Consider the following 24,352-nt stretch of genomic DNA (forward strand, 5'->3'; position numbering starts at 1 on the left):
GGTCCCGGTTGACGTGAGGTGAGGTGCCGCCGGGCCGCCCCGGGTCTTGGGTCGTCGGGCGCCGCCCGTCATCGCCGTGGTCCGGCCCCGGGACGGGGGCCGGACCTCGGCGATGACGGGCGGCGCGCGGGACCGGACGGCGTCGACGCCTGCCGCGACTGACCGGCGCGGCAAGACCGCTGGCGCGCGGAACGACCGGCCGCCGCACCGGACGGCTCAGTGGTGTCGGCCGCGATCCGGGTGAGCAGGCATCCGGCGCAGCGGAATCCGCCGGGCTGCCCTACCGGCCGACGGAATGTCGACTGGTGGGCCCCCGATCCTGGCTGGCTGCGGTACTGATCCCCCCTCCGCGGCCGGCACGGTACCGCCTGGTCGGAGGGTGCTTCTGTGGCCGGACCTCTGCGCGAAAGTGTTTCGTAACCAAGGAATTTCCCCTCCTTGTCCCGGCTGTGAATTCCGTGCCAGTGTCCCGGTCCAGCAGGCAGGCAGTCCGCGGTGATGGCGTGCGAAAGGGTTTCGTACAGGCCGCTCAACTGCCTGGCGTATGAGTACGGCACGCCGAGAGACGAGAGGCAGACAATGCGCAGATTCCCTGGACCCGGAATGGGGTGCGCGAGCACTACGAGAACGCGGCGCGGTATCGGTGTCGCGGTCACCCTGACGGCGGCCCTGAGCCTTGCCGCGTGCGGGACCTCGGGGCCTGCCGGCTCGGCCTCGGGGTCCTCGTCCAAGGGCCTGACCATGTGGGCGCTGACGGACCAGACGATCCTCAAGGAGTCCGTGGACGCCTACAACAAGGACCACCCGGACCAGAAGATCACCCTCCGGCTGTTCGCCAACGACGACTACAAGCAGAAGCTGCGCGTGGCCTTTGGCGCGAACCAGGCCCCGGACCTCTTCTTCAGCTGGGGCGGCGGCGCGCTGGACGACTATGTCGAGGCACACAAGGTGGACGCCGTCACCGACGCCCAGGTGGACCTGCTGCGGTTCACCCCCAGCGTGCTGAAGAGCGCCACCTTCGACAGCCAGGTCTACGGCGTCCCGGCCAACGGCCTCGCACCGGTCGTCCTCTACTACAACAAGAAGGTCCTGAAGGACGCGGGGGTCCAACCCCCGAAGACGTACGACGACCTGCTCGCGGCGGTGAAGAAGCTGAAGGGCGACGGCGTCACCCCGATATCCCTCGCCGCCAACTCCAAGTGGCCGACGCTCATGTACCTGGAGTACCTGCTGGACCGCGAGGGCGGCTCCACGGTGTTCGACCGGATCGCCTCCGGTGACCCCGCCGGCTGGAAGGACCCGGCGGTCACCGCCGCCAACACCCGCCTCCAGGAACTCGCGAAGGCCGGTGCCTTCGGCGACAACGCCTCCTCCGTCAACTATGACCAGGGCGCCTCCACCGCCCTGCTCTACACCGGCAAGGCCGGCATGGAGCTGATGGGCACCTGGGAGTACGCCAACCTGGTCAAGGCCGCGCCGGACTTCGTGAAGAAGGACCTCGGCTACGTCGCGTTCCCGTCCCTGTCGGGCGGAAAGGGCGACCCGAAGAGCATCGCCGGCAACCCCTCCAACTTCCTGTCGCTGAACTCGGCGAGCAAGCACAAGTCCGCCGCGCTCACCTACCTCAAGAACTACGTCATGAACGATGACCAGATCGACGCCTACCTCGCGGCCGGCAGCGTGCCGCCGGTCAACGGGCTGGACTCGAAGCTGGCGTCCGCGAAGTCGGACGACAAGGCCTGGCTGACCTTCGTCTACAAGCTGGTGCAGAACTCACCGACCTTCCAGCTCTCCTGGGACCAGGCCCTGCCCTCGGACCAGGCCGACCCGCTGCTGACGAACGTGGACAAGTCGTTCCTGCGGCAGATCAAGCCGGAGGAGTTCGGAACGAACATGAGCAAGGCGGCGAAGTAATGGCCACCGTGGTTCGTACGTCGCGTCCGGCCGTGTCCCACAGGGCGCGGCCGGGCACGGCCCGTGGTGGGCGCCGCCGCCGTTTCAGCGGTCTGCTGATGGCCGCGCCCGCCCTGCTCCTGTTCGGCCTGTTCGCCCTGGTCCCGCTGGTCGGCGCGGTGGGGCTCAGCCTCGCCCGCTGGGACGGTCTGGGCTCCCTGGGGTGGACCGGTTTCGCCAACTGGACGACGGTCCTGACGGACGGCACCACCTGGCAGGCGGTGTGGCTCACCGTCAAGGTGATGGTGGTGAGCTGGCTGGCGCAGACTCCGCTGGCCCTGGCACTCGGTGTCTTCCAGGCCCCCCGGGGACGGCTGCGGGCGCTGTTCGCCGTGCTCTGGTTCCTGCCCCTGCTGCTGTCCGCCGTGGCGATCGGCCTGACCTGGCAGGCCCTGCTGGACCCGTCCTTCGGTATCGGCGCCACGCCCGGGCTGCACTGGCTGGCCCAGCCCCTGCTCGGTTCGCCCGACCTCGCCCTCTACACCGTCATCTTCGTGATCGCCTGGCAGTTCACGCCGTTCCACGCGCTGCTCTACCAGGCCGGGATGCGGCAGATCCCGGTCTCCCTGTACGAGGCGGCCGCGATCGACGGCGCCGGACCCATGACCCGCTTCCTCCGCATCACCCTCCCGCAGCTGAAGTACACCTTCGTCACGTCGAGCACGCTCATGCTGGTCGGCTCGCTCACCTACTTCGATCTGATCTACGTCCTCTCCGGAGGCACCGGCGGCCCCGGCACCGCGACCCGCGTGCTGCCGCTGGCCATGTACATCACGGGTTTCCAGGAGCACGACATGGGCCGGGCCAGCGCGATCGCGACGCTTCTGGTGGTCTTCGGCCTCGCGCTGTCGCTGCTCACCACCCGACTGTCCGGCTTCACCCGGATGGACAGCCAGCAGGAGGGCCTGTGAGCACCGTCGTCACGACCCTGCGCCGCACCGTCACCGGCGGTGCCACGCTCCTGTGGACCGCACTCGTCGTCGTACCCGTCTACTGGCTGGTCGTGACCAGCCTCCGGGGCAGGGGTGACTTCACCACCGACAGCCCGCTCGCCCTTCCCGGCCATCCCACCCTGGACAACTACCGGACCGTCCTGGCCGGCGACTTCACGACCTACCTGCTCAACAGCGTCGTGGTCACCGCGGCGGCGGTCGCGATCACCGTGGTCGTCGCGCTGATGGCGGCCTTCTCCATCGTCCGCTACACCAATCCCTGGTCCCGCCTCTCCTTCCGCCTCTACCTCCTGGGCCTGGCGATCCCCCTGCAAGCGGTGATCATCCCGGTCTATCTGCTGATCATCCGGCTTCACATGTACGACAGCCTGCTCGCGATCGTGCTGCCGTCGGCGGCGTTCGCGCTGCCGGTCACCGTGATGATCCTGGTCAGCTTCCTGCGCGACGTGCCGCGTTCGCTGTTCGAGGCGATGGTCGTCGACGGCGCAGGCGACTGGCGCATGCTGTTCTCCCTCGCGGCACCGATGGCCCGCCCCGCACTGGTGACGGTCGCGGTCTACGACGGCCTGCAGGTCTGGAACGGCTTCCTCTTCCCGCTGATCCTCACCCAGAGCGGCGACAAGGCCGTCCTGCCCCTGGCCCTCACGCTCTACCGCGGCCAGTTCGGCATCAACGTGCCCGCGACCATGGCCGCGGTCGTCCTCTCCACCCTTCCCATGCTGGTCGTGTTCGTCCTCGCCAGGCGCCAGTTGGTCGCCGGACTGACCGCCGGATTCTCCAAGTAGCGGACGCCGAAAGGGAGTCGGCCGGGGCGACGAGGCCGCCGGCCTCCCTCGGCATGCCCTGAACAACCCCCACGAGGAGTCGTGTATGACGACCACCACGCCGGACCACGCCGATCTCTCCCCGGCGGACGACGAACGCCCCTGGTCCGACCCCGCCCGCCCGGTCGAGGAACGCGTCGAGGCACTGTTGGCGAGGCTCACCCTGGAGGAGAAGGTCGCCCAGCTCGGCAGCGCTTGGGAGGACGTCGAGCCGGCCGGCCCCGAAGTCGCCCCCGGCACCAACCTGTTCGGCCGGGTCGGCGACCTCGACGAGACCGCCCGGCACGGCCTCGGTCAGCTCACCCGCCCCTACGGGACGCTGCCCCGCCCCGCCCTGGAACACGCCCGTCTGCTGGCCGAGCGCCAGCGGCAGATCATCGCGCAGAGCCGCTTCGCCATCCCGGCGATGGCCCACGACGAGTGCCTCACCGGCTTCACCGCCTATGGCGCCACCATCTACCCCACCTCGCTCGGTATGGCGGCCACCTTCGACCCCGCCCTGATCCGCCGGGTCGGCGCCGCCATCGGCGCCGACATGGCCGCGGCCGGAGTCCACCAGGGCCTCGCCCCGGTCGTCGACGTCATCCGCGACTACCGCTGGGGCCGCTGCGAGGAGACGTACGGCGAAGACCCGTACCTGGCCGGTGAGATGGGCGAGGCGTACGTCCTGGGCCTGCAGAGTGCCGGGGTGTACGCCACCCTCAAGCACTTCGCCGGCTACTCGGCCTCCATGGGAGGCCGTAACCATGCCCCCGTGGGCATGGGCCGGCGCGAGCTCACCGATGTCATCCTGCCGCCCTTCGAGAGGGCCGTCGCCGCCGGCGTGGGCTCGGTGATGAACTCCTACGCCGAGATCGACGGCGAGGCCCCCGCCGCGAGCCGCCGGCTGCTGACCGGCGTGCTGCGCGAGCAGTGGGGCTTCGAGGGAACCGTCGTCTCCGACTACTGGTCGCTGCCGTTCCTGGTGACAGCGCACCGGGTGGCGGCCGATCTGTCGGCCGCCGGAGCGCTGGGCCTGGCGGCGGGACTGGACGTCGAACTGCCGGACCAGCGCGGCTTCGGCCCGGCCCTGGTCGAGGCGGTACGGTGCTCCGAGGTCACCGAGGCCGAGGTCGACCGGGCCGTGCGCCGGGTGCTGCGGCAGAAGGTCGCGCTCGGGCTCCTCGACCCCGACTGGAGCCCCGAGCCGCCCGCCCTGCGCGCCGGTGAACTGGAGCTGGACAAGCCGGTGAACCGGCAACTCGCCCACGCCGTCGCTCAGTCGAGCGCGGTACTGCTGTCCAACTCCGGCGGCCTGCCCCTCCCCTCCGTCGGCCGGATCGCCCTGATCGGCCCGTGCGCCGACGACGTCCGCACGATGTTCGGCTGCTACAGCTTCCCCAACCACGTCCTCGCCGACCGCGACGACCTCGGCAACGGGGTGGAAGCGCTGTCGCTGCGCGCTGCGCTCGCCGCCGAACTGCCCGGCGTGGACTGGGCGTTCGCGCAAGGCTGCCCGATCCGCGAGGAGGATGGATCGGCCATTCCGGCTGCGGTGGAGGCGAGTCGCGCCGCCGACATGACCGTCCTGGTCGTAGGTGACAAGGCCGGCATGTTCGGCATCGGCACCTCCGGCGAGGGCTGCGACGTGGAGGACCTTCGGCTCCCTGGCGTACAGGAGGAACTGGTCGAGGCGGTGCTCGCGACGGGCCGGCCGGTGGTGCTGGTGGTCAGCAGCGGGCGGCCGTACGCCGTGGGGCGGTTCGTGGCCGATGCGGCGGCCATGGTGCAGGTCTTCCTGCCGGGGGAGGAGGGCGGTCGCGCGGTCGCCGGACTCCTCTCCGGCTCCGCGAACTTCAGCGGCAGGCTGCCGGTCCAGATCCCCAACTCGCCCGCCGGACAGCCGTACACCTACCTCCACCCACCACTGGGCGACCGGCAGAGCTGGCTGTCCAACCTGGATCCGACGCCCGCGTTCCCCTTCGGCCACGGACTGTCGTACACGACGTTCGAGATCGACGGGCTGGCGGTCGATCGTGAACTGGTGCCCACCGACGGCCGGTTCACGGTCTCGGTGCGGGTCCGGAACACCGGTGCCGTGCCCGGTGCCGAGACGGTCCAGCTGTACTACACCGACCCGGTCGCCCAGGTCACCCGGCCGGTGCGGGCACTGCTGGCGTACGCCAAGGTGCCGCTGGAACCGGGGGAGGAGACGACCGTCCGCTTCGACGTCCACACCGACCGCCTGGCCTTCACCGGCCTGGACGGCCACCGGATCGTCGAGCCGGGCGAGATCCTGTTGTACGCGGGTTCCTCCAGCCGTGCCACACCGAACGTACTGAGCGTTCAACTGGTCGGTGAGCAGCGTGATGCGACGGTCATCAGGCATCACGGAGTGCCGGTGGCGCGGACGTAGAGGTCCGCAGGACCAGCTCCGTTGCGAGTTCGATGCGGGGGGAGGCGGGCGGGCGGCCCTCGGCCACCGCCAGCAGCACCCGGGTCGCCTCGCGCCCCAGCTCCTCGAACGGCTGGCGCACCGCGCTGAGCGGCGGGGACGCCATCGCCGCCACCAGGGTGTCGTCGAAGGACATCACCGCCAGGCCGTCCGGCACACGCAGTCCGTGCTGCCGGGCGGCCTCCAGCACGCCCAGCGCCTGCGCGTCGCTGGCCGCGAAGATCGCAGTCGGGGGGCGCTCGCCGCGCAGGATGTGCCGGCTTGCGCTGAGCGCCTCGTCGTAGTCGAAGTCGGTGGAGCGCACGATCGCCGGGTCGTAGTCGATCCCGGCCTCCTCCAGCGCGGCCCGGTAGCCGTGCAGCCGCGCCGAGCCGGCCAGCGAGTGGGAGCGGCCCGCGACCATGCCGATACGGGTGTGGCCGAGGCCGAGGAGATGCTGCACGGCCTCCCGGGCGCCGCTCCAGTTGGTGACACCGATGCTCGGGATGTCGGCCGACGGCGCACTCAGCGGGTCCACCAGCACCACCGGGAGATGCTGCTCGACGATCCGCCGCTGGTCCTCCTCGGACAGCATCGAGATCACGATGACCAGCCCGGCGGCACCGAGCGCCACGCATTCCTCAAGCCACTGGGCTATGGATCGCCGGTTCGTGGTCCCGGTCACCACGTTGACGCCGAGCTCGCCGGCGGCGTCCACGATCCCGCGCACCACCTCCAGCGTGTACGGGCCCGACAGGTCCCGGAAGACCGCGATGATCTGCTGTGACGCCGGGGTCTCCTGGTCCCACGGGCGGACGTACCCGTACCGCTCCAGCAGCTCCTCGATCCGGGTCCGGGTCTTCGCGCCCACGTCGCGGCGCCGGTGCACCACCTTGGACACCGTGCTGAGCGACACGCCCGCCTCTTGGGCGATGCTCGTCAGCACGCCGTACTGCGCGTCCAGCTGTCCCTTGTCCTGAACGGTCACTGCCCTCGTTCTCCCACCGGCCCCTGACCTGGCACTCCTTCGCAAGCCAACAGCAGCGGGCGCCGGCAGACAAGCCTCCGGCACCCGCTGATGCGACCACTAACCTCTGCTCCACTGTTGGGTGGCGTTGCCCAGGCCGGTCCACAGCTCGACCTTCGAACCGTTGGACGTGCCCCAGTTGGTGACGTCGATGACCAGTCCGTTGGATCGGTTGACGATGGTCTTGTCCAGACGGAACGACCACTTCTGGCTGCTCTTGCCGTTGCAGGCCCACAGGATCAGCTGGGTGCCCGCCGTGGTGCCGTCGCCGTTCGCGGCCAGGCACTTCCCGGAGACCCGCAGCTCGCCCGCGGTGGTCTGGGTGATGCTCTGGTTGGCGTTGCCCGAGCAGTCGTAGATCTGCACCTGGACACCGGTCTGGCCGTTCGGGACGTCGAGGCAGCGGCCGGAGTAGCCGCCCTTCAGTGTGAACGTCGAGTCCGTGGGGAGCGGGTCCTGGACCAGCTGCCAGTCCTGCGAGCCGTCGGAGGTCGACGCGGCCACGGTGACGGAGCCGCCCGCGGTCGCGCCCGTCATGTAGAGGCCCGTGTTGAGCACCGAGCGGAGCTTGTAGTAGCCGCTGGTCGAGGAGGAGACCAGGGTCCATCGCTTGTCGGTGGCGCCGTCGTCGACCCACTGGGCCAGCTTCTGTCCGGCCGTCGCACTTCCGGTCCAGATGGCGACCGCGCGGCCGCCGGCCTTGTTGAGCAGGGTGATGTCGGAGCCCTTGGCCGTGGTGTGCCAGCGCTGGGTGTCGTCCGAGGCGCTCACGGCGCTCGTGACCAGGTCGGGGACGTTGCCGGTGAGGTTGGCGTCCTGCGTCTTGCCGGAAGCGGGGGCGAGTGCCTGACCGGTCAGTCGGTTGACGAGGGTGTAGTAGGCGCCGTCGGACCGGCCGAGATCGACCTCGGCGTACTTCACGGGGCCGACGCTCGTGCCGCTCCAGGACGCCTGGAGGACCAGCACGCGTCCGGTCCCGTCGACGTACTGGAGGTCGCGGCTGTACCCGGCGGCGATCGGCGTCTGGTACTGCTTCCAGGTGCCGGTGCTCAGCCCCGACTCGTTCACCCATACGCTCCCGCTGCCGGCCGCGTTGTAGACGATCCGTCCGTCGGGCATCGGGAGGAGTACCGGACTGCCGCCCGTCGACAGCGTGTTGCCCCCTGAGGGCACTGGCAATGAGGTGATCGCCGCGTCCGTGCCCGCGTAGAACTTCAGCGGGTCGTCCGCGATCCGGTACCGGACGTTCGTCCCGCCGCCCCAGTACTCATACGTCATGATCCACTTGCCGTCGGTGGTGGGCGCGACGGTCGTCATACCGGGGCGTCCGCCGCCGATCTCCGTCTTGCCGCCTCCCATGTCCACGGTCGAGCCGGGAACGTCGACGACCGGACTGCTCCAGGACGACGTGCTGGTGCCGCCCCAGGTCCGGTGCATGAGGACCTGGCCGCCGGAGTCCGTCGCCGTGTCGTTGGCGGGGTCGAGGGTCGGGGCTCCGGTGCTCGTGTTGTAGCCCGTGTAGTCGTTCTCGTCGGAGTAGTAGGCGATCAACTGTCCGTTGTGGGCCAGCAGATGCGGCTCCCACACCGGGTCGACCTGCTTGTAGGTGTTGGCGGTCGCGGTGCGGCCGAGGTTGCCCGCGCTACCGCCCTGCCAGCCACCGACGGCGATGATGTTCTGGAAACTCCAGGTCGCCCCGTCATCGGTGCTGGAGTACAGGGCCAGCGCCACGTTCTTGCGGTCGCCGTCGCTGGTCGGCGTCCAGCTGGAATTCGCCGCCTTCTGCTCCTGGTAGTAGTAGTCGTCCCCCGACACGATGCTCGCGAGAAGGAGCGTGCCTGCGCTCAGATTCCCGACGTTCTGCGGAAGAACATAGAGATACGGGTTCGTCCAATTGCTCGTGAACTTCGCGTACGCGGAGTCGGTGGACAGGTAGGCGGGCGCTTTGACATCGGCGAGCTTCGCCCAGGTCGTGCCGTAGTCGTCGCTCTTGTAGATGGGCATCGTCTGCCCCACCGGAGCGGTCTCGCTGTCCTCGAAGGTCGCCACGATGCGCCCGCTCGCCAACTGGGCCGACTTCGGGTAGAGCACGCAGGGACTCTTGTTGCAGGCAGCGGAATTCGTCGCCGTATAGAGGTTCGCGGGGCTCGGCTGATATGCCGACGCACCCGTCGCGGCGGCGATGGTGAATGCAACACCGATGCCTGTGGCTGCTGCTGCCCCGAGCACCTTTTGCATCAACGTACGCATCAAATCGGTTCCTTTGGGCGGTTCCTCTGGCGGGAATGGGCGGGACGCAAATGTGAGGACAGTATTGGGATGCGGCAGCGGCGTGTCACGGGCAGGTTTCCGAAAGTGTTTCGCGTACGGGCTGTGACCGGGTCTTGACGCGGCAACCGCGTGTGCCGCGGGGTGCCGCGGGCCGGCGTCGGCTGCCGAGGGTGCACACGAGATCTCCGTGCAGACCGAGGCCGGTTCGCTCCGGATCCGCCCGGCGGAGCCGGGGCCGGTTCCGGGAGGGCTGCCGTGCTGCCGGGGCGGCGTCAGCGTGCTGACCGGCCGTCGAGCGGGGCCGGGCGGAAACGCGTCGTCCTGCCGGGCCATGACGAGTTCGCCGGTGAAGCCGCCTCCGGTTGCCGTGTCCTTCTCCGTGCCCGATCGGTGCACTGGTGCGCCCGCAGCGGACGATCTACGCGGAAAGCGATCCGCAGCTCGCCCTCCGCCCGGCCGGGCAGTATGTCGCCGGTGAACTCGTCATCGCCCGGCCGGCAACCGGACCATGAGGACCGAGAGAGCACGAGACCAATCCCTTGTCCTCCCTTTTCCAGGTCATGGGTTTCGCTCCGGCTTCCGGACCACGGGTTTCGCTCCTCTTTCCAGGCCATGGGCTTCGCTCCGGGGACCGGCCCTCCTGGCCGCGGCCGGCCTGATCCGGCCTGCCGTCGTCCCGCCGGGACCAGCCACTCCTGGTGCGAATTCCAGACTTCATGACGGACGGTGGGCTTCACGGGAAGCGACCTGGCCGCGGGCGGCACGCCCCGAGTCCGACGGGGACATCCAGGGGTGCCTGCGTCGACGGCGCCGTCGAGCCGTACGCGGGAATCCGTGGCGACGCTCCCGACGGGAACGGGAACGGGAACGGCAACGGGAACGGCCGCGGCCCTGGCGGGGACGGCCGAGGTGCGCGGCACCTCGGCGGCACCTCCGTCGCCCGGATCGGCGATATCGGTGACATGGATCGCCGTAGTGCCGCTTCTCAGGGCTCGGGTCGTCAAGGCATCCGACAGTCTGCGGAAACTGTGAATTCATCCTGTGAGTTTGCGCTGTATTCCGTGTGATGCGATCGGGTGGGTTGTCGGCGTGCGTCCGACCGGTGTTCCTGCCGACCATGACGAGAAGGCTCCCTACGAAATCAAGCCGTCGATACCTGCTGTGAAAGCTGAGCTTGCGTCCCGCGAATTGCTGTTTCCTGGAACCGCTGTGATGCTTCCTCGGTGTTATGGCACCGCTGCCGGCGCACGCCGAGCCAATCGGCCGAAAGCGCCGACAGTCGGTTACGGGCCTGTCTTTTTCCTGCGGAGGACTGCGATGTCTGAGCGAAACGAGAACGAGATGGACGAAGCCGGCTTTTCCGGGGACGTGAGCCGCCGCTCGTTCGTCGCGGCGACGACCCTCGCGGTGGCGGCCACGGCCGTCGTGGGCAGCGCGACGACGGCCGGGGCGGCCACGAAGCCGGCGACCGGGCTGAAGGTGGGCGCCGGCAAGGCCGCGTTCACGCCCAGTGCCTCGATCCTGCCCCTGGACAACTTCACCTCGGTGCACGACGACTTGTATGCGCGGGGGTGGATCCTGCTGGTCGAGTCCGGCTCCCGCCGTGTCGCCCTGGCCGTGCTGGACCTCACCTCGATCAGTGCCGAGGCGATCGGGCTGATGCGCGAGGCCATCACCGCGGCCAGCGGCATCGCAGCGGCGAACATCATGGTCACCGTCACGCACTGCTTCTCCGCCCCGCACGTCGCGGACAGCAGCTCGTCGGCGGGTGCGGCGACGTACGTGCAGAACATTGTCACCGCCACCAAGAGCGCGGTCGCCGACGCGGTCAGGAACCTTCAGGACGCCCAGGTCGGCTACGGCCGCGGTGAGGCCGACGTCAACGTCAACCGCAACGCACTGACCGCGGACGGCTACTGGCTGGGCGTCAACGAGCAGGGCACCTCGGACCACGGCGTGTACGTCGCCCGGTTCAACGATCTCGACGGCAACCCGATCGCCGTCCTGACCAACTACAACGCGCAGTCCTGTGTGATGCAGGACTCCGTCATGAGCGACGGCAGCCTGCCGATCACCGCCGACCTGGCCGGCGCCGCCACCGCGCACGTGGAGAGCGAGTACCCCGGCGCCATCGGTTTCTGGCTCGTCGGCGCCTGCGGCGACCAGTTCCCGGCCTACCGCTCGAAGCGGTACACGATCGACAAGAGCGGGGCGTGGACCTACGGCGTCGACCTGCACGACGCCGGCTTCGCACTGCTGACCGCGCAGGGCGAGCGCCTGGGCAACGAGATCGTGCGGGTGTCCCAGGCCATCACCAGGTACGAGAGCGGCAAGGACGTCACGCTGCGTCTGCTCACCGACGACGTCACCACCACCGAGATGGAGACCGACCATCCCACGGGCCCGGTGAAGACCGCGACCTACACCCCCACCGACACCGTCGAGGTGCCGATCTGGATCTTCCAGGTCGGCAAGGGCGTGTTCGCCGGCGTGGAGCCGGAACTGTCCACCAGCACGGCGAACGCCATCCGCAAGGCGTCCCCGTTCGCCAGCACCTTCGTCATGTCGATGTTCGAGGGAGCCGCCAAGAACATGCCCGACCGCTGGAACTACGACAACTTCACCTACGAGGCACGGGACGGCTTCTACGTCGAGGGCACCGCCGAGAAGGTCGCGGCGCGGATCGAACGCCTCGTCAAGGCCCTGAACTGACACCTCCGGAGGGATACGCGAGGGGCGTCGGCCGCCGTCGGGGACGACTGTCGCGTCGTCGACGGAGGCGTTCGCACCGGCCGGCTCCCGTTGCCCGGCCGGCTTGGGGCACGGACGTCGTGCACGCCAGTCACTGGATGCCGTCCCCCGACGTCCTGCTGCCCCCCGTTCACCTTAGAACCGGCTGGGGCGTTGAGCCGCCGCAGGTCGGTGGCGATGCCGATCTTCGCGGCGAGGCAGAGGGCACCGATGGCAAGGTCGCGCCACATCGCCATGGCGCGGTGTGCGAAGCGGGTTCGCAGCCGGGCGGCATCCTCGCCGAGCGCCACGTCTCGGACGCGGTGCAGGGCTTCGATGTCCCAGTGGCCGCGGATCCAGGAGACGATCTGGGCTCCGGTGGCTTCACCAGGTTCCAGGCTGGTGACCGGGTAGACCCGCTCGTGAGTCTGCCGGTCCCCAGGTCCTTTCTCCGACGCACGACTTGGAGGGCCTGGCGGGCGTGGGGCTGGTCGATGTGCGCGAACGCGGCGGACTTCGCGCAAGTCACCAGCGGGTAAACAGCATCATCCCGCCCGGCGGGCGCCGTCCGGACCGCGCTGCACGCGGTCCGGGGCGTCATGCACCACTTCGGCGGAGCAACCGGCCCGGCCAACCCGGGCCCGGGCACCTCTACGACGAGACCGTGCCGGTCGGACTCCCCGAGGACTGAGTGAGCCGGTCAGAAGCCTGCCGCACGGGCCGCCGAGTACACCTCGGCGGCCACGTCATTCAGTTCCTGCGCGTCGCGCGCGGCCCACGAGAGGTCGACCAGGAACTCGTCGAGACCGATCTCCACATACCCCATCAGATCGGTGACGATCTGTTCGACGTCGCCCTGGAAGGGCCGGCGGTCCGGCCCCTCGTACCGTTTGGCGGTGTAGTCAGGGTTCACACGCACCACCGTCCGCAGCGGCCGGGTGCGGCCCCGCTCGGCGGCGAGATCCTGCAACCGGCGCCAGCTCGCGGCCACCTGATCGGGGCCGTCGGCGTACGGCAGCCAGCCGTCGGCGCGGTCGACGAGCCGGCGCATCGCGCGCGGGGTGTTGGCAGGCACCAGGATCGGGATCGGCCGGGCCGGCTTCGGCCCGACAACGGCCGAGGCGATCTTCGTGATCCGGCCGTCCTCGTAGACCACCGGGTCGGGGCCCCAGACCGCCCGGCACGCCTCGAACACCTCGTCCATGACCTTGCCGCGCTCCTCGAACGGGCGCACCCCGGCGGCCGCGTACTCGTCGAGGGACCAGCCGCTGCCGAGGCCCGCGATCACCCGGCCGCCGCTCGCCGCGTCCAGGGTCGCCAGGGACTTGGCCAGCTGGAAGGGGATGTGCAGCGGTGCCGCCAGTACGGCGGTGCCCAGCTCGACCCGCTCGGTGGCCGCCGCCGCGAGCGTCAGTGTGACCAGCGGCTCGGCCACGCCCCGGTAGGCGTCGGGCCAGGGCAGGCCCGGAACTCCGTACAGGGGCTGGGTCTGGGGTTCCGGGAACAGGGCCCGTTCGTACACCCAGAGGCTGTCGTATCCGATGTCCTCGGCGGCGCGTGCCACGTCGGGCACGTCCCTGCCGAGGTCGTACTGCCGATTCTGCGGGAGACCGATTCCGAGCCGGGTCGTCATTCCGGTGCGCTCCTCTGTAATTGGTTGCGCAATCAAGTTAAAGCTATCTCGATGGGGTTGGGGCGAGACTCGGCGGAGGTTGACCTGAACGGATCCGTCAGTCTCAGATCCTCGCGGATGCGTTCCTCCAGTGAGACGAGGAGGTGGCCCACGCGGCAGGACTCGTCCTCCCGGTCGACCGGTTCGCAGTCGTCAGTGGTTGGACAGCATGCGCAGCATGTCGGTGTACTCGCCGCGGGCTTCGGCGAATCTCACCGGTTCGACCGCCTTGACGAGGATCTCATCCGGTTGCTCGTTGGAGCCGAGGATGCTCATGACCTCATCGAGATAGGCGTCGAGGGGCATGGCGGTCTCAGAGTCCTCCTGCCCCATCAAGGCGGTGCGCACCGCCGGGGGCACCAGCTCCAGGACCTCGATGCGAGTGTCCGCCAGCTGGACGCGCAGGCTCTCGGTGAAGGAGTGGATGGCGGCCTTGGTGGCGTTGTAGGTCGGGGTGATCGGCAGGGGGACGAAGGCCAGCCCGGAGGACACTGTCATGATCGTCGCCTGAGGCCGGGTGGCGAGGTGTTCGGTCAGAGCGGCCACGAGGCGGATGGGGCCGAGGAGGTTGGTCGCCACCGTCGCCTCTGCCGTGGCAAGGAAACCACCGCTGTGAAGATCTTCCGGCAGCATCATGCCAGCCATCGCGACCAGGACATTGAGGTCGGGAAAGCGTTGCAGCAGTCGCGCGGTAGCGTCCTGGACGGCGACCGGGTCGGTGACGTCGAGCACGACGGACTCGACGCCGGGGTTCTCCGAGACGATCCGTGCCAGCCTGCCCTCGCGGCGCCCGGAAACGATGACCCGGTTGCCTGCCGCGTGCAGCCGCAGCGCGAGGCCGAGCCCGATGCCGGACGTCGCTCCGGCGACGAAGACGGTGTTGCCTGTGGCATTCAAGGGGTTCTCCGACTGGGGTTGGTGATGAGAGGCAGCGGATGGGGGGAATGACGGTCTTGCACCTGCTGGGAGGAAAGCCGCACAGCCCGGTTCACGCCGGCGTGCCGGCAGTCGAGCTCGGTGGTTGATGCGCGGGTCAGGGCTTGTTGACGGCCGAGGCCCAGTCGAAGTCCACGCCCATGTCGTGGTACATCTTCGAGTACCCGACGAAGCAGTTGAACGTCTTGACCTTGCCGTTCTTCAGGTACCAGAAGTCGGCAGTCGGCGCGTCGACCTTGTGGCCGTTCCCCTTGACGAAGCCGCCCGTCGGCGCCGGGAGTTGCCCGTCGAACGTGCCCTGGATCGACAGCTCAATGCTGATCACGTCGCCGTTCACGGTGATGCGCTTGAGGTCACGGTGCACATTGGAGAAGAGGCCCTTCATGTAGGGCAGCACGTTGCCGAGCGCCTTCCCCCGATAGGCCTGGCCGGCGACCATGTCGTTGAAGACGCCGTCCTTCGTGAAGCTGTTGACGAACGTCGGGACGTCGATGTGACTGCCCTCCGCCACGTAGTAATCGTGCAGGACGACCGCGAGGTTGGCCTTCTCGTGCTTGGTCAGGTGGCGGTCGGTGAGAGGCAGCTTCGCCAGTTGGCGTGCGGTCAGGGTCGGGGCGGCCGTGTTGCTGTGGACCGCCGCCCTGGTGTGGGCGGGGCTTGCGGCCTGTGACGGCACAGCGGCGATGGAGAGACCGCCCAGGACCGCCACTGCGATCGCGGCGGTGATCGACTTCGGGCTGAGCAGCTTCATGAGGTGTTCCTCCAGGTTGGTTCTCAGGATCCGAGATCCGCCGCAACGGTCTCTCGTGCGCTGTTAGTAATTCAAATGCACGATTAACTTTATGAATGGCCCTGTAGGCTGTCAAGCCACTGTTTGAATTCTGTGCTCGCGCAGCCGTCATGGCTGGTCAGGGGCGACTGTTGACAATGTATTCAAGCATCTGCTTGAGTACATTGCATGACACGGGTGGACAAGACGGACCTGCGCCGGGAGGCCGGTCAGCGCACGCGCGACGGGCTGCAGACGGCCGCCCTGGAGTTGCTCGCGCAACGAGGCCAGGAGGGCGTGACGCTCCGCGAGATCACAGATCGCGCCGGGGCCAACGTCGCCGCGGTGAGTTACCACTTCGGGTCGCTGAAGGCGCTGTGCGACACCGCGATCGAGCACGCGCTGGAACGGTATCTGGACGCGCAACTCCTGGAGCTCGATTCCCTACCCTCCACCGCGACACTCCATGACGTGGCGGCGGCGTTCGCCCGGCCGATGGTGCGCGCACTGGCGGGCGGCGGACAGGACCTGGCCGTGATGCGGACCGTGGCGCGCGTCGGCATCGAGCCGCCCCAGGGGTGGGACCGGCTGGGCGGCAAGTTCGACCGGAGTCGCCGGGGGGCGGTCCGGGTGCTGGCACCGAACCTGCCAGGAGTCGACGAGGAGGAACTGATCTTCCGTACGCGGTGCGCGGCCGGCCTGCTGAACTGGCTCGCGCTGGCGCCCATCGGCACCGAGTTGGCCGCCCTGTCCGCCGAGCAGATCGAGCGTCAGCTGGTCCCCGTGGTGGCCGGAGCGTTCCGCGGGGACGCAGCCGTCGGCCGCTGACCGGGCCAAAGGCCAGCGGAATCCAGACAACTCAAACGACTGCCTGCCAAGGAGCGGGTGGCACCTCCCTCGCCCAACTCCGCTGCGACGGCGCGGGAAAGCCGGGCCGCGGTGATCAGGGCTGTTGCAACGTTTCGTGATTTTGGCTCGTTGCTGATCAGATGAGGCCGAGGAGGTCCAGTGGGCGGCGGAAGGGTTCGCAGGACATCTCGAGGAGTCCGGCTGCGATGTTTGTGTGGCCCACCGCGCGGAGCTGGCTGATCGCGAAGCTGTTGCAGGGTGGCCATGTTCTGCGGTCCGTGGTCGGTGCGGACTTTCGAGGCGTCCTCGGCGAAGGTGGTGTCGCAGACGAAGTGGAGCCGGTTCTCGATCTTCCAGTGGCCGCAGATCAGCCGCGCGAACTCGGCGGGTGTGGCTTGTTACGCGGTGAGACTGGTGACGACTCCTGTCAGGGCCAATTGCAGCGCGTCGCGGGCGAAGAGGCCGTCCGGAATCTCGCTCGGGGAACCTGATCGCCGCCGACGTACAAGCTCCGCTTGCCGGACAGGGATTGCCACGTCCTTGGCCTGGGCCTGGACGATCCGGCAGAGGTCGGGCTCGATGATCGTGAGGGGCGATGCCGATCCGGGTCGGCCGGGCGGAGCCCCGGCTCAGGCAGACAGCCGAGCTCGACCATCTGCTGCACAGTTCGGGGGAGTGGAGACGAGGATGCCCGGGTCCCCGGCCTGAGCGGCCCCGGGCAGACCCTCCTGCGCGCCGCTGGGCGGCGAAGTACGGCAGGACACGGCGGCCGGGAAAGGCACCGGTCAGCCACAGGGTGAGGGTGACGGCCGGGTTGAGGTGGTCACCGGAGTGACGGCCCCATGGGCAGGACAGCGCCCACGAGAGCGCCGCCCCGACGCTCACGGCCACGGCCGCGAGCTGGAGGTGCGGTTGCGGCAGGGCCTGGCTGATGGGGGAGGCCATCACCCAGCGGACGACGGTGACCAGGACGAACAGCACGCCGCCAGTGAGGACTCCACGGCGGCCGCGGCCCTGGCGGTCGTGCCGCCCGGGGTCGCGGACCGCCTCGCGGTGCCGGCTCCACCGGTGCCGCCGTCGGACGCCGTGCCCGTGGCCCACCGGGCGGACACACGGGACGAGGCCAGCATCGTCAGCCCCAGGTCATCTCGCCGGTGGCAACCTTGGTGCCCAGGTCCAGGGCCACCAGCAGGCCCAGGTCCGGGTGGCGCTCCAGGATCGCGGCCTTCAGCGCCTCGGAGTCGTTGCCGCTCTTGGCCAGCTCCTCTTCGAACTCGGCCAGGTAGGTGCGGGTGTAGGCGATCACGGAGGCGTCGGTGGCGGAGTCGGCGGAGCGGTGGCCGGCCACCACGAAGCGCGGGGCGAGCCGCTCCATCTCGGCGAGCGTCTCGGCCCAGGCGGCCCGCTCGCGCGGCGTTGGGGTGTCGGCGGTCCACACGTGCAGGCCGGCGAAGAGCAGAACCCCGCCCACGACCGCGCGGTCCTCGGGCTGCCACAGGTACTCGGTGCGCCAGACCAGGTCGGGGTGGCCGCCGCGGAGCTCGAAGTCGTGGCCCTCGATGCTGACGCGGTCCCCGTCCAGCACGTCGGGGATGATCACCTTGGTGGGCAGGTTCTTGCCCAGGTGCGCCCAGGTCTTGAGCTTGCCTTCCCAGCTGCTCTTGATCCGCTCCACGGTGGTGGCGGTGGAGACGATCCGCACCTCCGGGAACGCCTGGCGAATCACTTCCAGGCCGAAGTAGTAGTCAGGGTCGGAGGTGGTGACCACGACGGTGGTCAGCTCCTTGCCGCTGTCGATGATGTCCGCCAGGACCCGGTGCTGCTCGGCCAGTGTGAACTGGCCGTCGACCAGTAGGGCTTCGCGCTCGCCGGTGATCAGGACGGACGACTTGTGCAGGCCGGTGTCGCCGGCGGTGTGGACGGTGTACGTCAGGGTGGACGACATGGGAGTACCGCCTTTCAAAGTGTTGTGAGGGGTGGGTTCAGGCGGCCGTGGCAGCGGCAAGGTGCTGGTTCAGGGCGCGGGTGAGCATGTCGGCCGAGGAGGCCGGGCCGCCCAGATGGTCGGTGCCGTGTGCGGTGTGCAGCAGCAGCGTCGGGTAGCCGTCGACATTCAGACGACGCACATCGATGAAGTCGGCCTCCGCCTCGGCACGGGCGGCGGGCGAGGCGAACGCGGCTGCCACCGCCTCGGCGTCCAGCCCCAGCTCGGCGGCGAGGTCCCGGTAGACCGCGGCGCCGGAAAGGCTGCGGCCGTCGACGTACCAGGCACGTTGCATCGCGGCGGCGGCATCCAGGGCGTTCACGCCCGGCTGGCTGCGCAGCGCGACCAGGCCCGTGGCAGCATCGGCGGAGTCCATCACGACCGTGCCGTGGGCCAGCGCGGCACGGTAGCCGCCGCCGAAAGTGATGCCGGTCAGCTCGGTGATGCGCTCGTTGGCGCCCGGGATGTGCGGGTAGGCCGACACCGGCAAGGCGCGCGAGCCGGTGAACAGGCCGCCGGACAGCACCCGCAGCTCGATCCGGTCCGCGTTGGCGGCGGCGAACTCGTGCAGGGCAGGGCCGAAGCCGTAGCACCAGCCGCAGTAGGCATCGAAGGCGTAGGTCAGTCGAATGCGCTCCACGGAGCTCATCACGTATCGTCCTTTCCAGATTCCGTCACCCGGCTCCCTGGCTCTGCCGGGCTGACACGCTCAAAGCCATGGTCAGAACGCGGGCACACCCGGATACGCAGGCGACTCTCTATGGTGAAAAACCTGACAGCCTGGCGAGTCCCCCTCGATGTAAGTCCCGCCAGACGGCCGCCGTCCCGCCCCGGGCTCTCTGCCTTCGCAGGACGGATCAATCGCCCGCAGGACTGATCAGGAACGGCTGCCCGGGTACATCGAAGTCGTCCGACCGCAACGCGTGAAAAGGCGAGTCGAGGTGGCCCAGGTGACCGCGACGGGATGTCGGTCATCTGTCGGGGCAGTCTGTCCGATGGCGGCGGCTCGTCGGGGGGTTGGCATCTTCCAGAGACGGCCGGCGCTCACCGGGCGGCCCCGGCCCCGAGGCGCCACCATGTACACCCCCGTCAGGATCATCGGTGCCGACTGGGCAGGGCGGCCCCGTCGGCGTGAACAGAGTCACCGCCAGGTCCCGCCCCGACCTGGCGGTCCGGTCCGAGGACCCGTGGTCACGCCGCGGCTTCTGCCTTGGTGCGCAGGTGTCCCCGGGCCATGAGGCGGTCGAGCCGTCGCTGCTCCGCGGCCGCCCAGTGGCCCACCCGCTCGGGGTCGAGGGGCGTGCCGTGGCCGACGTGGAGCTTGGTGGGGCCGAGGGCCAGCATCTCGCGCAGGCTCGCCAGGTTGGCGAGCCGGTCGTCGTGGAAGGGCGGGTTGGCGGGTCGCCCCTTGACGAAGCCCATCAACGGGGTGGCCACGAGGTCTCCGGCCACCAGGTCGCCGTCGTCGGTGAGGACGGAGACGGAGCCGGCGGTGTGGCCCGGAGTGGGCATGATGCGGGCCTCGACACCGAAGTCCGACAAGTGGGTCTCGCCACGGATGAGCACGTCCGGTTCGAACGGCTCGGCGGTTTCGCGCACCATCGAGGTGCGGGCGAAGAGCCGCCCGAGCAGCCCATTGGGCAGGTACGGCTCACTGACCCGGCCCGCTCGGTAGATGCCGAGGTCGGCGATGTGGCCGGCGATCGGTGCGCCGGTGAGTCGGCTGAGTTCTGCGGCGGAGCCGAAGTGGTCGATGTGTCCATGGGTGACGACGATCAGGCGGACGTCCTTGGGGTCCACGCCGTGGGAGGCGACCTGGTCGTGCATCAGCCGACCGCTGCCGGGTGTTCCGGCGTCGACGATGATCGGTTGCCTGCCCAGCAGCGGATAAGCATTGACGGCGTGCCGACCGAGCACGGGAATGGCGATGACCTTGGTCGGAGACATTGAGGAACTCCTCAACAGGCATGGGGGAGTGGCTGGGCCGCCGGGCGATGAGGCGGGGACGCGGTTGGCCCGCAACGGACATCCCTCACAGCATCCTGAACATTGATCAGATGCCCGCTGAGCCCTCGGAGGGGCGGGCGGCCTGTGCTTCCGTGCCCAGGCCGCCCGACGCGATCAGCTGAAGAACGGGTCGTCCACGACGTGGACCCAGCCGCCGCCCGGCTGGCGTCGGAGGATCTCGGTGGTGGTGGAGACCACCGGCTCCGGTCCGGCTCCGATGAGGGTGGCGTGGTTCGACACCAGGGCGACGTCGCCGACCTGTCGGATCTCGCGCGGTTCGAGCCTGAGGCGGGCACCGCTGCCGACCATCTGCTGCATGGCCGTGCGGATGGCGTCCGTGCCCACCAGGTGGGTTCCGGGAGTGGGTACGAAGTGGGCGTCCGGCTCGTAGAGCGACACCAAACCCTCGACGTCGCCGGCCTCCAGGTACTCCATGAACAAGGTCCCCACCTGCTGGGGCGTCTCGGCACGGCGCCGGGCGGTGACGCCGACCGGCTTGTCGCCCCAGCCGGCCGCGTCGATCAGGTCGTACCAGTTGGGATAGGCGCCGTAGGGCAGGTGGCGACGCAGCAGGTCCCCGATGAAGTTCGTCGGGGACGCCTTGTGGGGCTTGGCCACGGCCTGGGTGATGATGAGGTCGCTGAACCCGTGGGCCAGGTCCTGACGCGGCAGCAGGGCGTGCACTTCGTCGGCGAGGCCGGCCGGAAGGCTCTCACGCTGGATTCCGAGGATGTCGGTGGCGATACCCAAGTGGGCCAGCGCCACCTCCGTGCCCTTCCGTGACGCGATGCCGTCCGTGGTGTGCAGAGCGATGGCGTCCCAGGCGACGGCGATACGCTCTTCCTCGACACCCTGCTCGCGGAGGAATGCCGCTGCGAGGTCGGCGCCGTCGACCTCGAAGCGCTGGTCGCCGTTGCTGCCCTCCTCGCTCAGTCCCAAGTCGTGCAGGACGCAAGCGACGAACAGCAGCTCGTCGTCGTAGTCGGTACCGGCGCGCAGACCCTGGTTCTGGGCATGGGCGCGGGCGAAGACGTAGCTGCGGACGCAGTGATCGTGAATGAAGGCAGGCGTGGCCTGTGCCGCAAAGGCGAATGTGTCCCGGGCGAGGCTCGTGTCGGGGAGGCCGAGCTGCTCGAAGACGGACAGGTCTGCTTCGGTGGTCATGATGTGTCTCCTTCTTTTGGGCCCCGGTCCGGGGCAGATCGGCACGGTGGCCGGGCGGCACGCTCACGCGTGCCGGGTATGGGGGGTGCGGCTGCACGCCGTGTGGAGTGACAGCCGATCGCCACACGGGGGGATGTGCGGCAGGAGTGCTGCGCTTACAGCTGGGCGACGAACGCGCCGATGTGCGCGGCCACCTGGTCGGGCACCTCAAGGGGCGAGAGGTGGCCGGTGTCCTTCAGGACGGTCAGCGTGGCGGTCGGGATCAGCGGCAGCAGGTGGTCGGCGAGCACGGTCGGCGGGTCGACCTTGTCGTGGCTGCCCGCGAGAACCAGCACCGGCACCGCGATGGCCGAGACGCCGGCCGACACGTCCTGTACCAGGCCCTGGCGCGGCCACTCGAGACGGGCCTCGTCGCCGCCGCGCAGGCTGTCCTCGACCACCTGCCGACGCAGCTCGGGAGTCAGCCCGCCGTTGGTCAGCATCAGGTCGATGCTCTGCAGAACCGTCTCCTGGCTGTCGTAGGCGTGGGAAACCGTCTCCTGCACCTGCTCGGTCACCCCGATCGGCGCGGGCGGCGCGGGCGCCACGAGGACGACTCCCTTCAGACCGGCGGGCTTGCGTGCGGCCAGTATCTGGGCCACCTTGCCGCCCATGGAGTGCCCGACGAGCACGTAGCGGGAGTGCCCGAGGGCGTCGATGACACGCTGCGCGTCGTCCGCGAGCTGCTCCAGGTCGTAAGGTCCCGGCACGCTCGTGGAGTCGCCCCATCCACGCTGGTCGTAGGCCACGAAGCCCTGCCCGGGGTCCAGACGCCGCAGCACCGGGATCCAGGTGCGCCGTGAGCCTCCCCAGTAGTGCAGGAAGATCAGCGCCGGGCCGTCACCCTCGCGGACGTGGGCGTACACCTGGCCGCCCTGCACGTCGAAGAAGCGGCCCACCACATTCTGCAAAGTCATTGCCGGCTCCTCGTCCACGGCCGGGGCTCTCGGACCGCTCCACCGGTGTGTGGAGTCGGCTGCCCCGCGCTCGCTCTTCGATCCTGCTCCGGAACCTCCCTTCCAGGCCACGGCTCATCTGCCACCATGCGCATCTTTTGGGCCAGAACGGTTCGGGTGAGCCACTGCTTTCCGGTCACACGATAAGCGGCTAGACCAGGGAATTTATCCCGGAAACAGCCCTGGGTCAGGGCACGGCGACTCCCTGGCCCTCCCTGCACCATTGATGTCAGACGTAATATTGCGGCCATGAACAAGCATCGGGTCATGGTCCTGGCGGTCGACGGCGTGCTGCCCATGGATCTGGGGATCCCCACGCAGATCTTCAACGCCCGTCCGAACACCCCCTACGAGCTCACCGTGTGCGGCGACACCGAGGAGGCCGTGACCACGAGCTCCGGTTTCACCCTCGGGCTGACCGCGGGTCTCGAGGCGCTCGCCGAAGCGGACACGATCATCGTCCCGGGCTTCGAGGACTTCCGGCGCCCTCCGCGCCCACGGGTGAGGGCTGCTCTCAAGCTCGCCGGCCGCGCCGGGATACGCATCGCTTCCATCTGCACCGGCGCCTTCGCCGTCGCCTCGGCCGGACTGCTCGACGGCCGCACGGTCACCACCCATTGGGCCAGCGCGGATGACCTCGAAGAGCTCTACCCCCGCCTGCGCGTCGACCGCAACGTCCTCTACATCGACAACGACACCATCCTGACCTCCGCGGGCTTCACGGCCGGCATCGACCTGTGTCTGCACCTGGTCCGCAAAGACCTCGGCGCAGCCGTCGCGAACGACATCGCCAGGGACATCGTCGCCGCCCCGCACCGCGACGGTGGACAGGCCCAATACATCAACAGGAGCCTCCCGACCCCCCAGGCCACCACGCTCGCCGACACCCGTGAATGGGCCCTGCTCCACCTCGAAGAAGACCTCACCATCCCCCACCTCGCCGACCATGCCGGCGTCTCCCCACGCACCCTGACCCGCCTATGGCGCCAGGAAACCGGCGTCAGCCCCCACCAATGGCTCCTGACCGCCCGCATCAACCGTGCGCGAGAACTCCTGGAGGCCACCGACCTCCAGGTGGAGCAGATCGCCGTCCGGTGCGGACTCGGCAGCGGCGCCAACATGCGCGCCCGCTTCCGTGACACCGTCGGCAATACCCCCACGGCCTATCGCCGCGCCTTCCAGCACCAGGCCGCCTGACAGCGAAGGCCGGACTGCGCGGTCACACAGTCCGTCGACCCAGGCGCGCGTCCGCCCCGGCAGTGTCCAGGGCAGAAAGATCGCCTCACGGTAGGGCGTCGAGGCCGTCCGGCCGATCCAGGACGCCATCGAACAACGGGTGCGCGGCCTGCTCGCCGAACTCGGCATCTCGGCATCCGCGTGACCGCAGCGCGGGGCACGGTCAGGCCACGAGGCTCATGCCGTCCGGTGAACCGACGCCAATTTGCCCATCGGTGTGCTGTTGTGCCGTCACACCTCGGATTGCTGTGCCGTGGGGCGGATGACGGCGAAGTCGCTGTGGGCTTCCAGGCCTGTGCGCAGGGATGCGTTCTCCGTGGTGAGGCGCCGGATGTGGTCTTCGTAGATGTGCAGGTGGCGGGTGAGGTTTTCCTTGTCCCGCCCCAGGCGGGCGATGGTGGCGCGGTCGGTGGTGGTGTCGCGTGGGCGTGGCGGGGCAGCGGAGTCGAGGGGCTGCTGTGTTTGCAGGCGGGTGATCTGGCCAGGGAAGTCGCGGTAGAGGGTCTGGCGGTTGACCTGCAGGTGGCGGGTGAAAGCGGAGACGGTGGCCCGTGGTCAGTCCTCGGCTT

At 69.3% G+C, this 24,352-nt stretch carries 17 protein-coding genes and 1 pseudogene; 7 read left to right on the top strand and 11 right to left on the bottom strand.

Going from position 1 to position 24,352, the window contains the following annotated elements:
* Positions 1–741 precede the first annotated feature (741 nt).
* From ACIPSA_RS36195 to ACIPSA_RS36210, 4 genes are all read left to right on the top strand, one after another.
* Positions 742–1,914: an extracellular solute-binding protein gene (locus ACIPSA_RS36195; RefSeq protein ID WP_402642509.1), complete on the top strand. Its 1,173-nt coding sequence runs from the start codon at positions 742–744 to the stop codon at positions 1,912–1,914.
* A 98-nt stretch (positions 1,915–2,012) separates the two neighbouring features.
* Positions 2,013–2,864: a carbohydrate ABC transporter permease gene (locus tag ACIPSA_RS36200; RefSeq protein ID WP_402642723.1), complete on the top strand. Its 852-nt coding sequence runs from the start codon at positions 2,013–2,015 to the stop codon at positions 2,862–2,864.
* A complete protein-coding gene (locus ACIPSA_RS36205) occupies positions 2,861–3,691 on the top strand; it encodes a carbohydrate ABC transporter permease (RefSeq protein ID WP_402642511.1) in 831 nt (276 codons plus the stop codon). Before ACIPSA_RS36200 ends, ACIPSA_RS36205 begins: the two co-directional genes overlap by 4 nt.
* Before the next feature lie 85 nt (positions 3,692–3,776).
* Positions 3,777–6,125: a glycoside hydrolase family 3 N-terminal domain-containing protein gene (locus ACIPSA_RS36210; RefSeq protein WP_402642513.1), complete on the top strand. Its 2,349-nt coding sequence runs from the start codon at positions 3,777–3,779 to the stop codon at positions 6,123–6,125.
* Here the strand turns inward: ACIPSA_RS36210 and ACIPSA_RS36215 are convergent.
* Both ACIPSA_RS36215 and ACIPSA_RS36220 read right to left on the bottom strand, forming a co-directional pair.
* Positions 6,091–7,131: a LacI family DNA-binding transcriptional regulator gene (locus ACIPSA_RS36215; protein WP_402642516.1), complete on the bottom strand. Its 1,041-nt coding sequence runs from the start codon at positions 7,129–7,131 to the stop codon at positions 6,091–6,093. The genes ACIPSA_RS36210 and ACIPSA_RS36215 overlap by 35 nt on opposite strands.
* Before the next feature lie 99 nt (positions 7,132–7,230).
* Complete coding sequence (locus ACIPSA_RS36220) at positions 7,231–9,408, bottom strand: RICIN domain-containing protein (protein ID WP_402642724.1); 2,178 nt, start codon at positions 9,406–9,408, stop codon at positions 7,231–7,233.
* A gap of 1,350 nt (positions 9,409–10,758) precedes the next feature.
* Between ACIPSA_RS36220 and ACIPSA_RS36225 the strand changes: the two genes are divergently transcribed.
* A complete protein-coding gene (locus ACIPSA_RS36225) occupies positions 10,759–12,153 on the top strand; it encodes a hypothetical protein (protein ID WP_402642518.1) in 1,395 nt (464 codons plus the stop codon).
* A gap of 718 nt (positions 12,154–12,871) precedes the next feature.
* Here the strand turns inward: ACIPSA_RS36225 and ACIPSA_RS36230 are convergent.
* From ACIPSA_RS36230 to ACIPSA_RS36240, 3 genes are all read right to left on the bottom strand, one after another.
* Positions 12,872–13,804, bottom strand: coding sequence for an LLM class F420-dependent oxidoreductase (locus tag ACIPSA_RS36230; RefSeq protein WP_402642520.1), 933 nt, complete (start codon positions 13,802–13,804; stop codon positions 12,872–12,874).
* Between the two features lie 192 nt (positions 13,805–13,996).
* Positions 13,997–14,740 (bottom strand): SDR family oxidoreductase, encoded by a 744-nt coding sequence (locus ACIPSA_RS36235; RefSeq protein WP_402642522.1) that lies wholly within the window; start codon positions 14,738–14,740, stop codon positions 13,997–13,999.
* A gap of 136 nt (positions 14,741–14,876) precedes the next feature.
* Positions 14,877–15,530, bottom strand: a complete 654-nt coding sequence (locus ACIPSA_RS36240; protein WP_402642525.1) for a nuclear transport factor 2 family protein — start codon at positions 15,528–15,530, stop codon at positions 14,877–14,879.
* A 207-nt stretch (positions 15,531–15,737) separates the two neighbouring features.
* Between ACIPSA_RS36240 and ACIPSA_RS36245 the strand changes: the two genes are divergently transcribed.
* Positions 15,738–16,376 (top strand): TetR/AcrR family transcriptional regulator, encoded by a 639-nt coding sequence (locus ACIPSA_RS36245; RefSeq protein WP_402642527.1) that lies wholly within the window; start codon positions 15,738–15,740, stop codon positions 16,374–16,376.
* A 771-nt stretch (positions 16,377–17,147) separates the two neighbouring features.
* Here ACIPSA_RS36245 and ACIPSA_RS36250 read toward each other — a convergent pair.
* The 6 genes and pseudogenes from ACIPSA_RS36250 to ACIPSA_RS36275 form a co-directional block, all read right to left on the bottom strand.
* A pseudogene (locus ACIPSA_RS36250) lies at positions 17,148–17,498 on the bottom strand (aquaporin); the annotation flags it as partial.
* A gap of 31 nt (positions 17,499–17,529) precedes the next feature.
* Positions 17,530–18,342: an MBL fold metallo-hydrolase gene (locus tag ACIPSA_RS36255; protein ID WP_402642529.1), complete on the bottom strand. Its 813-nt coding sequence runs from the start codon at positions 18,340–18,342 to the stop codon at positions 17,530–17,532.
* A gap of 37 nt (positions 18,343–18,379) precedes the next feature.
* On the bottom strand, positions 18,380–19,030 hold the full coding sequence (locus ACIPSA_RS36260) for a DsbA family protein (RefSeq protein WP_402642532.1): 651 nt from the start codon (positions 19,028–19,030) through the stop codon (positions 18,380–18,382).
* A gap of 542 nt (positions 19,031–19,572) precedes the next feature.
* A complete protein-coding gene (locus ACIPSA_RS36265; protein ID WP_402642534.1) occupies positions 19,573–20,328 on the bottom strand; it encodes an MBL fold metallo-hydrolase in 756 nt (251 codons plus the stop codon).
* A gap of 174 nt (positions 20,329–20,502) precedes the next feature.
* Positions 20,503–21,552 (bottom strand): SgcJ/EcaC family oxidoreductase, encoded by a 1,050-nt coding sequence (locus tag ACIPSA_RS36270; RefSeq protein WP_402642536.1) that lies wholly within the window; start codon positions 21,550–21,552, stop codon positions 20,503–20,505.
* 155 nt (positions 21,553–21,707) lie between these two features.
* A complete protein-coding gene (locus ACIPSA_RS36275; RefSeq protein ID WP_402642538.1) occupies positions 21,708–22,508 on the bottom strand; it encodes an alpha/beta fold hydrolase in 801 nt (266 codons plus the stop codon).
* A gap of 288 nt (positions 22,509–22,796) precedes the next feature.
* Between ACIPSA_RS36275 and ACIPSA_RS36280 the strand changes: the two genes are divergently transcribed.
* Positions 22,797–23,744, top strand: a complete 948-nt coding sequence (locus tag ACIPSA_RS36280) for a GlxA family transcriptional regulator (protein ID WP_402642540.1) — start codon at positions 22,797–22,799, stop codon at positions 23,742–23,744.
* Positions 23,745–24,352 lie beyond the last annotated feature (608 nt).

The organism is Streptomyces sp. NPDC086549 (genome assembly GCF_044746205.1).
Classification (GTDB): domain Bacteria; phylum Actinomycetota; class Actinomycetes; order Streptomycetales; family Streptomycetaceae; genus Streptomyces.

What these genes read in the sequence shown, in the direction of transcription:
- ACIPSA_RS36210 (WP_402642513.1), top strand. Translation starts at nt 3,777, where the DNA reads ATGACGACCACCACGCCGGACCACGCCGATCTCTCCCCGGCGGACGAC.
- ACIPSA_RS36230 (WP_402642520.1), bottom strand. Translation starts at nt 13,804, where the DNA reads ATGACGACCCGGCTCGGAATCGGTCTCCCGCAGAATCGGCAGTACGAC.
- ACIPSA_RS36255 (WP_402642529.1), bottom strand. Translation starts at nt 18,342, where the DNA reads ATGTCGTCCACCCTGACGTACACCGTCCACACCGCCGGCGACACCGGC.
- ACIPSA_RS36200 (WP_402642723.1), top strand. Translation starts at nt 2,013, where the DNA reads ATGGCCGCGCCCGCCCTGCTCCTGTTCGGCCTGTTCGCCCTGGTCCCG.
- ACIPSA_RS36245 (WP_402642527.1), top strand. Translation starts at nt 15,738, where the DNA reads ATGACACGGGTGGACAAGACGGACCTGCGCCGGGAGGCCGGTCAGCGC.
- ACIPSA_RS36265 (WP_402642534.1), bottom strand. Translation starts at nt 20,328, where the DNA reads ATGTCTCCGACCAAGGTCATCGCCATTCCCGTGCTCGGTCGGCACGCC.
- ACIPSA_RS36270 (WP_402642536.1), bottom strand. Translation starts at nt 21,552, where the DNA reads ATGACCACCGAAGCAGACCTGTCCGTCTTCGAGCAGCTCGGCCTCCCC.
- ACIPSA_RS36280 (WP_402642540.1), top strand. Translation starts at nt 22,797, where the DNA reads ATGAACAAGCATCGGGTCATGGTCCTGGCGGTCGACGGCGTGCTGCCC.
- ACIPSA_RS36225 (WP_402642518.1), top strand. Translation starts at nt 10,759, where the DNA reads ATGTCTGAGCGAAACGAGAACGAGATGGACGAAGCCGGCTTTTCCGGG.
- ACIPSA_RS36240 (WP_402642525.1), bottom strand. Translation starts at nt 15,530, where the DNA reads ATGAAGCTGCTCAGCCCGAAGTCGATCACCGCCGCGATCGCAGTGGCG.
- ACIPSA_RS36260 (WP_402642532.1), bottom strand. Translation starts at nt 19,030, where the DNA reads ATGAGCTCCGTGGAGCGCATTCGACTGACCTACGCCTTCGATGCCTAC.
- ACIPSA_RS36195 (WP_402642509.1), top strand. Translation starts at nt 742, where the DNA reads ATGTGGGCGCTGACGGACCAGACGATCCTCAAGGAGTCCGTGGACGCC.
- ACIPSA_RS36275 (WP_402642538.1), bottom strand. Translation starts at nt 22,508, where the DNA reads ATGACTTTGCAGAATGTGGTGGGCCGCTTCTTCGACGTGCAGGGCGGC.
- ACIPSA_RS36220 (WP_402642724.1), bottom strand. Translation starts at nt 9,408, where the DNA reads ATGCAAAAGGTGCTCGGGGCAGCAGCAGCCACAGGCATCGGTGTTGCA.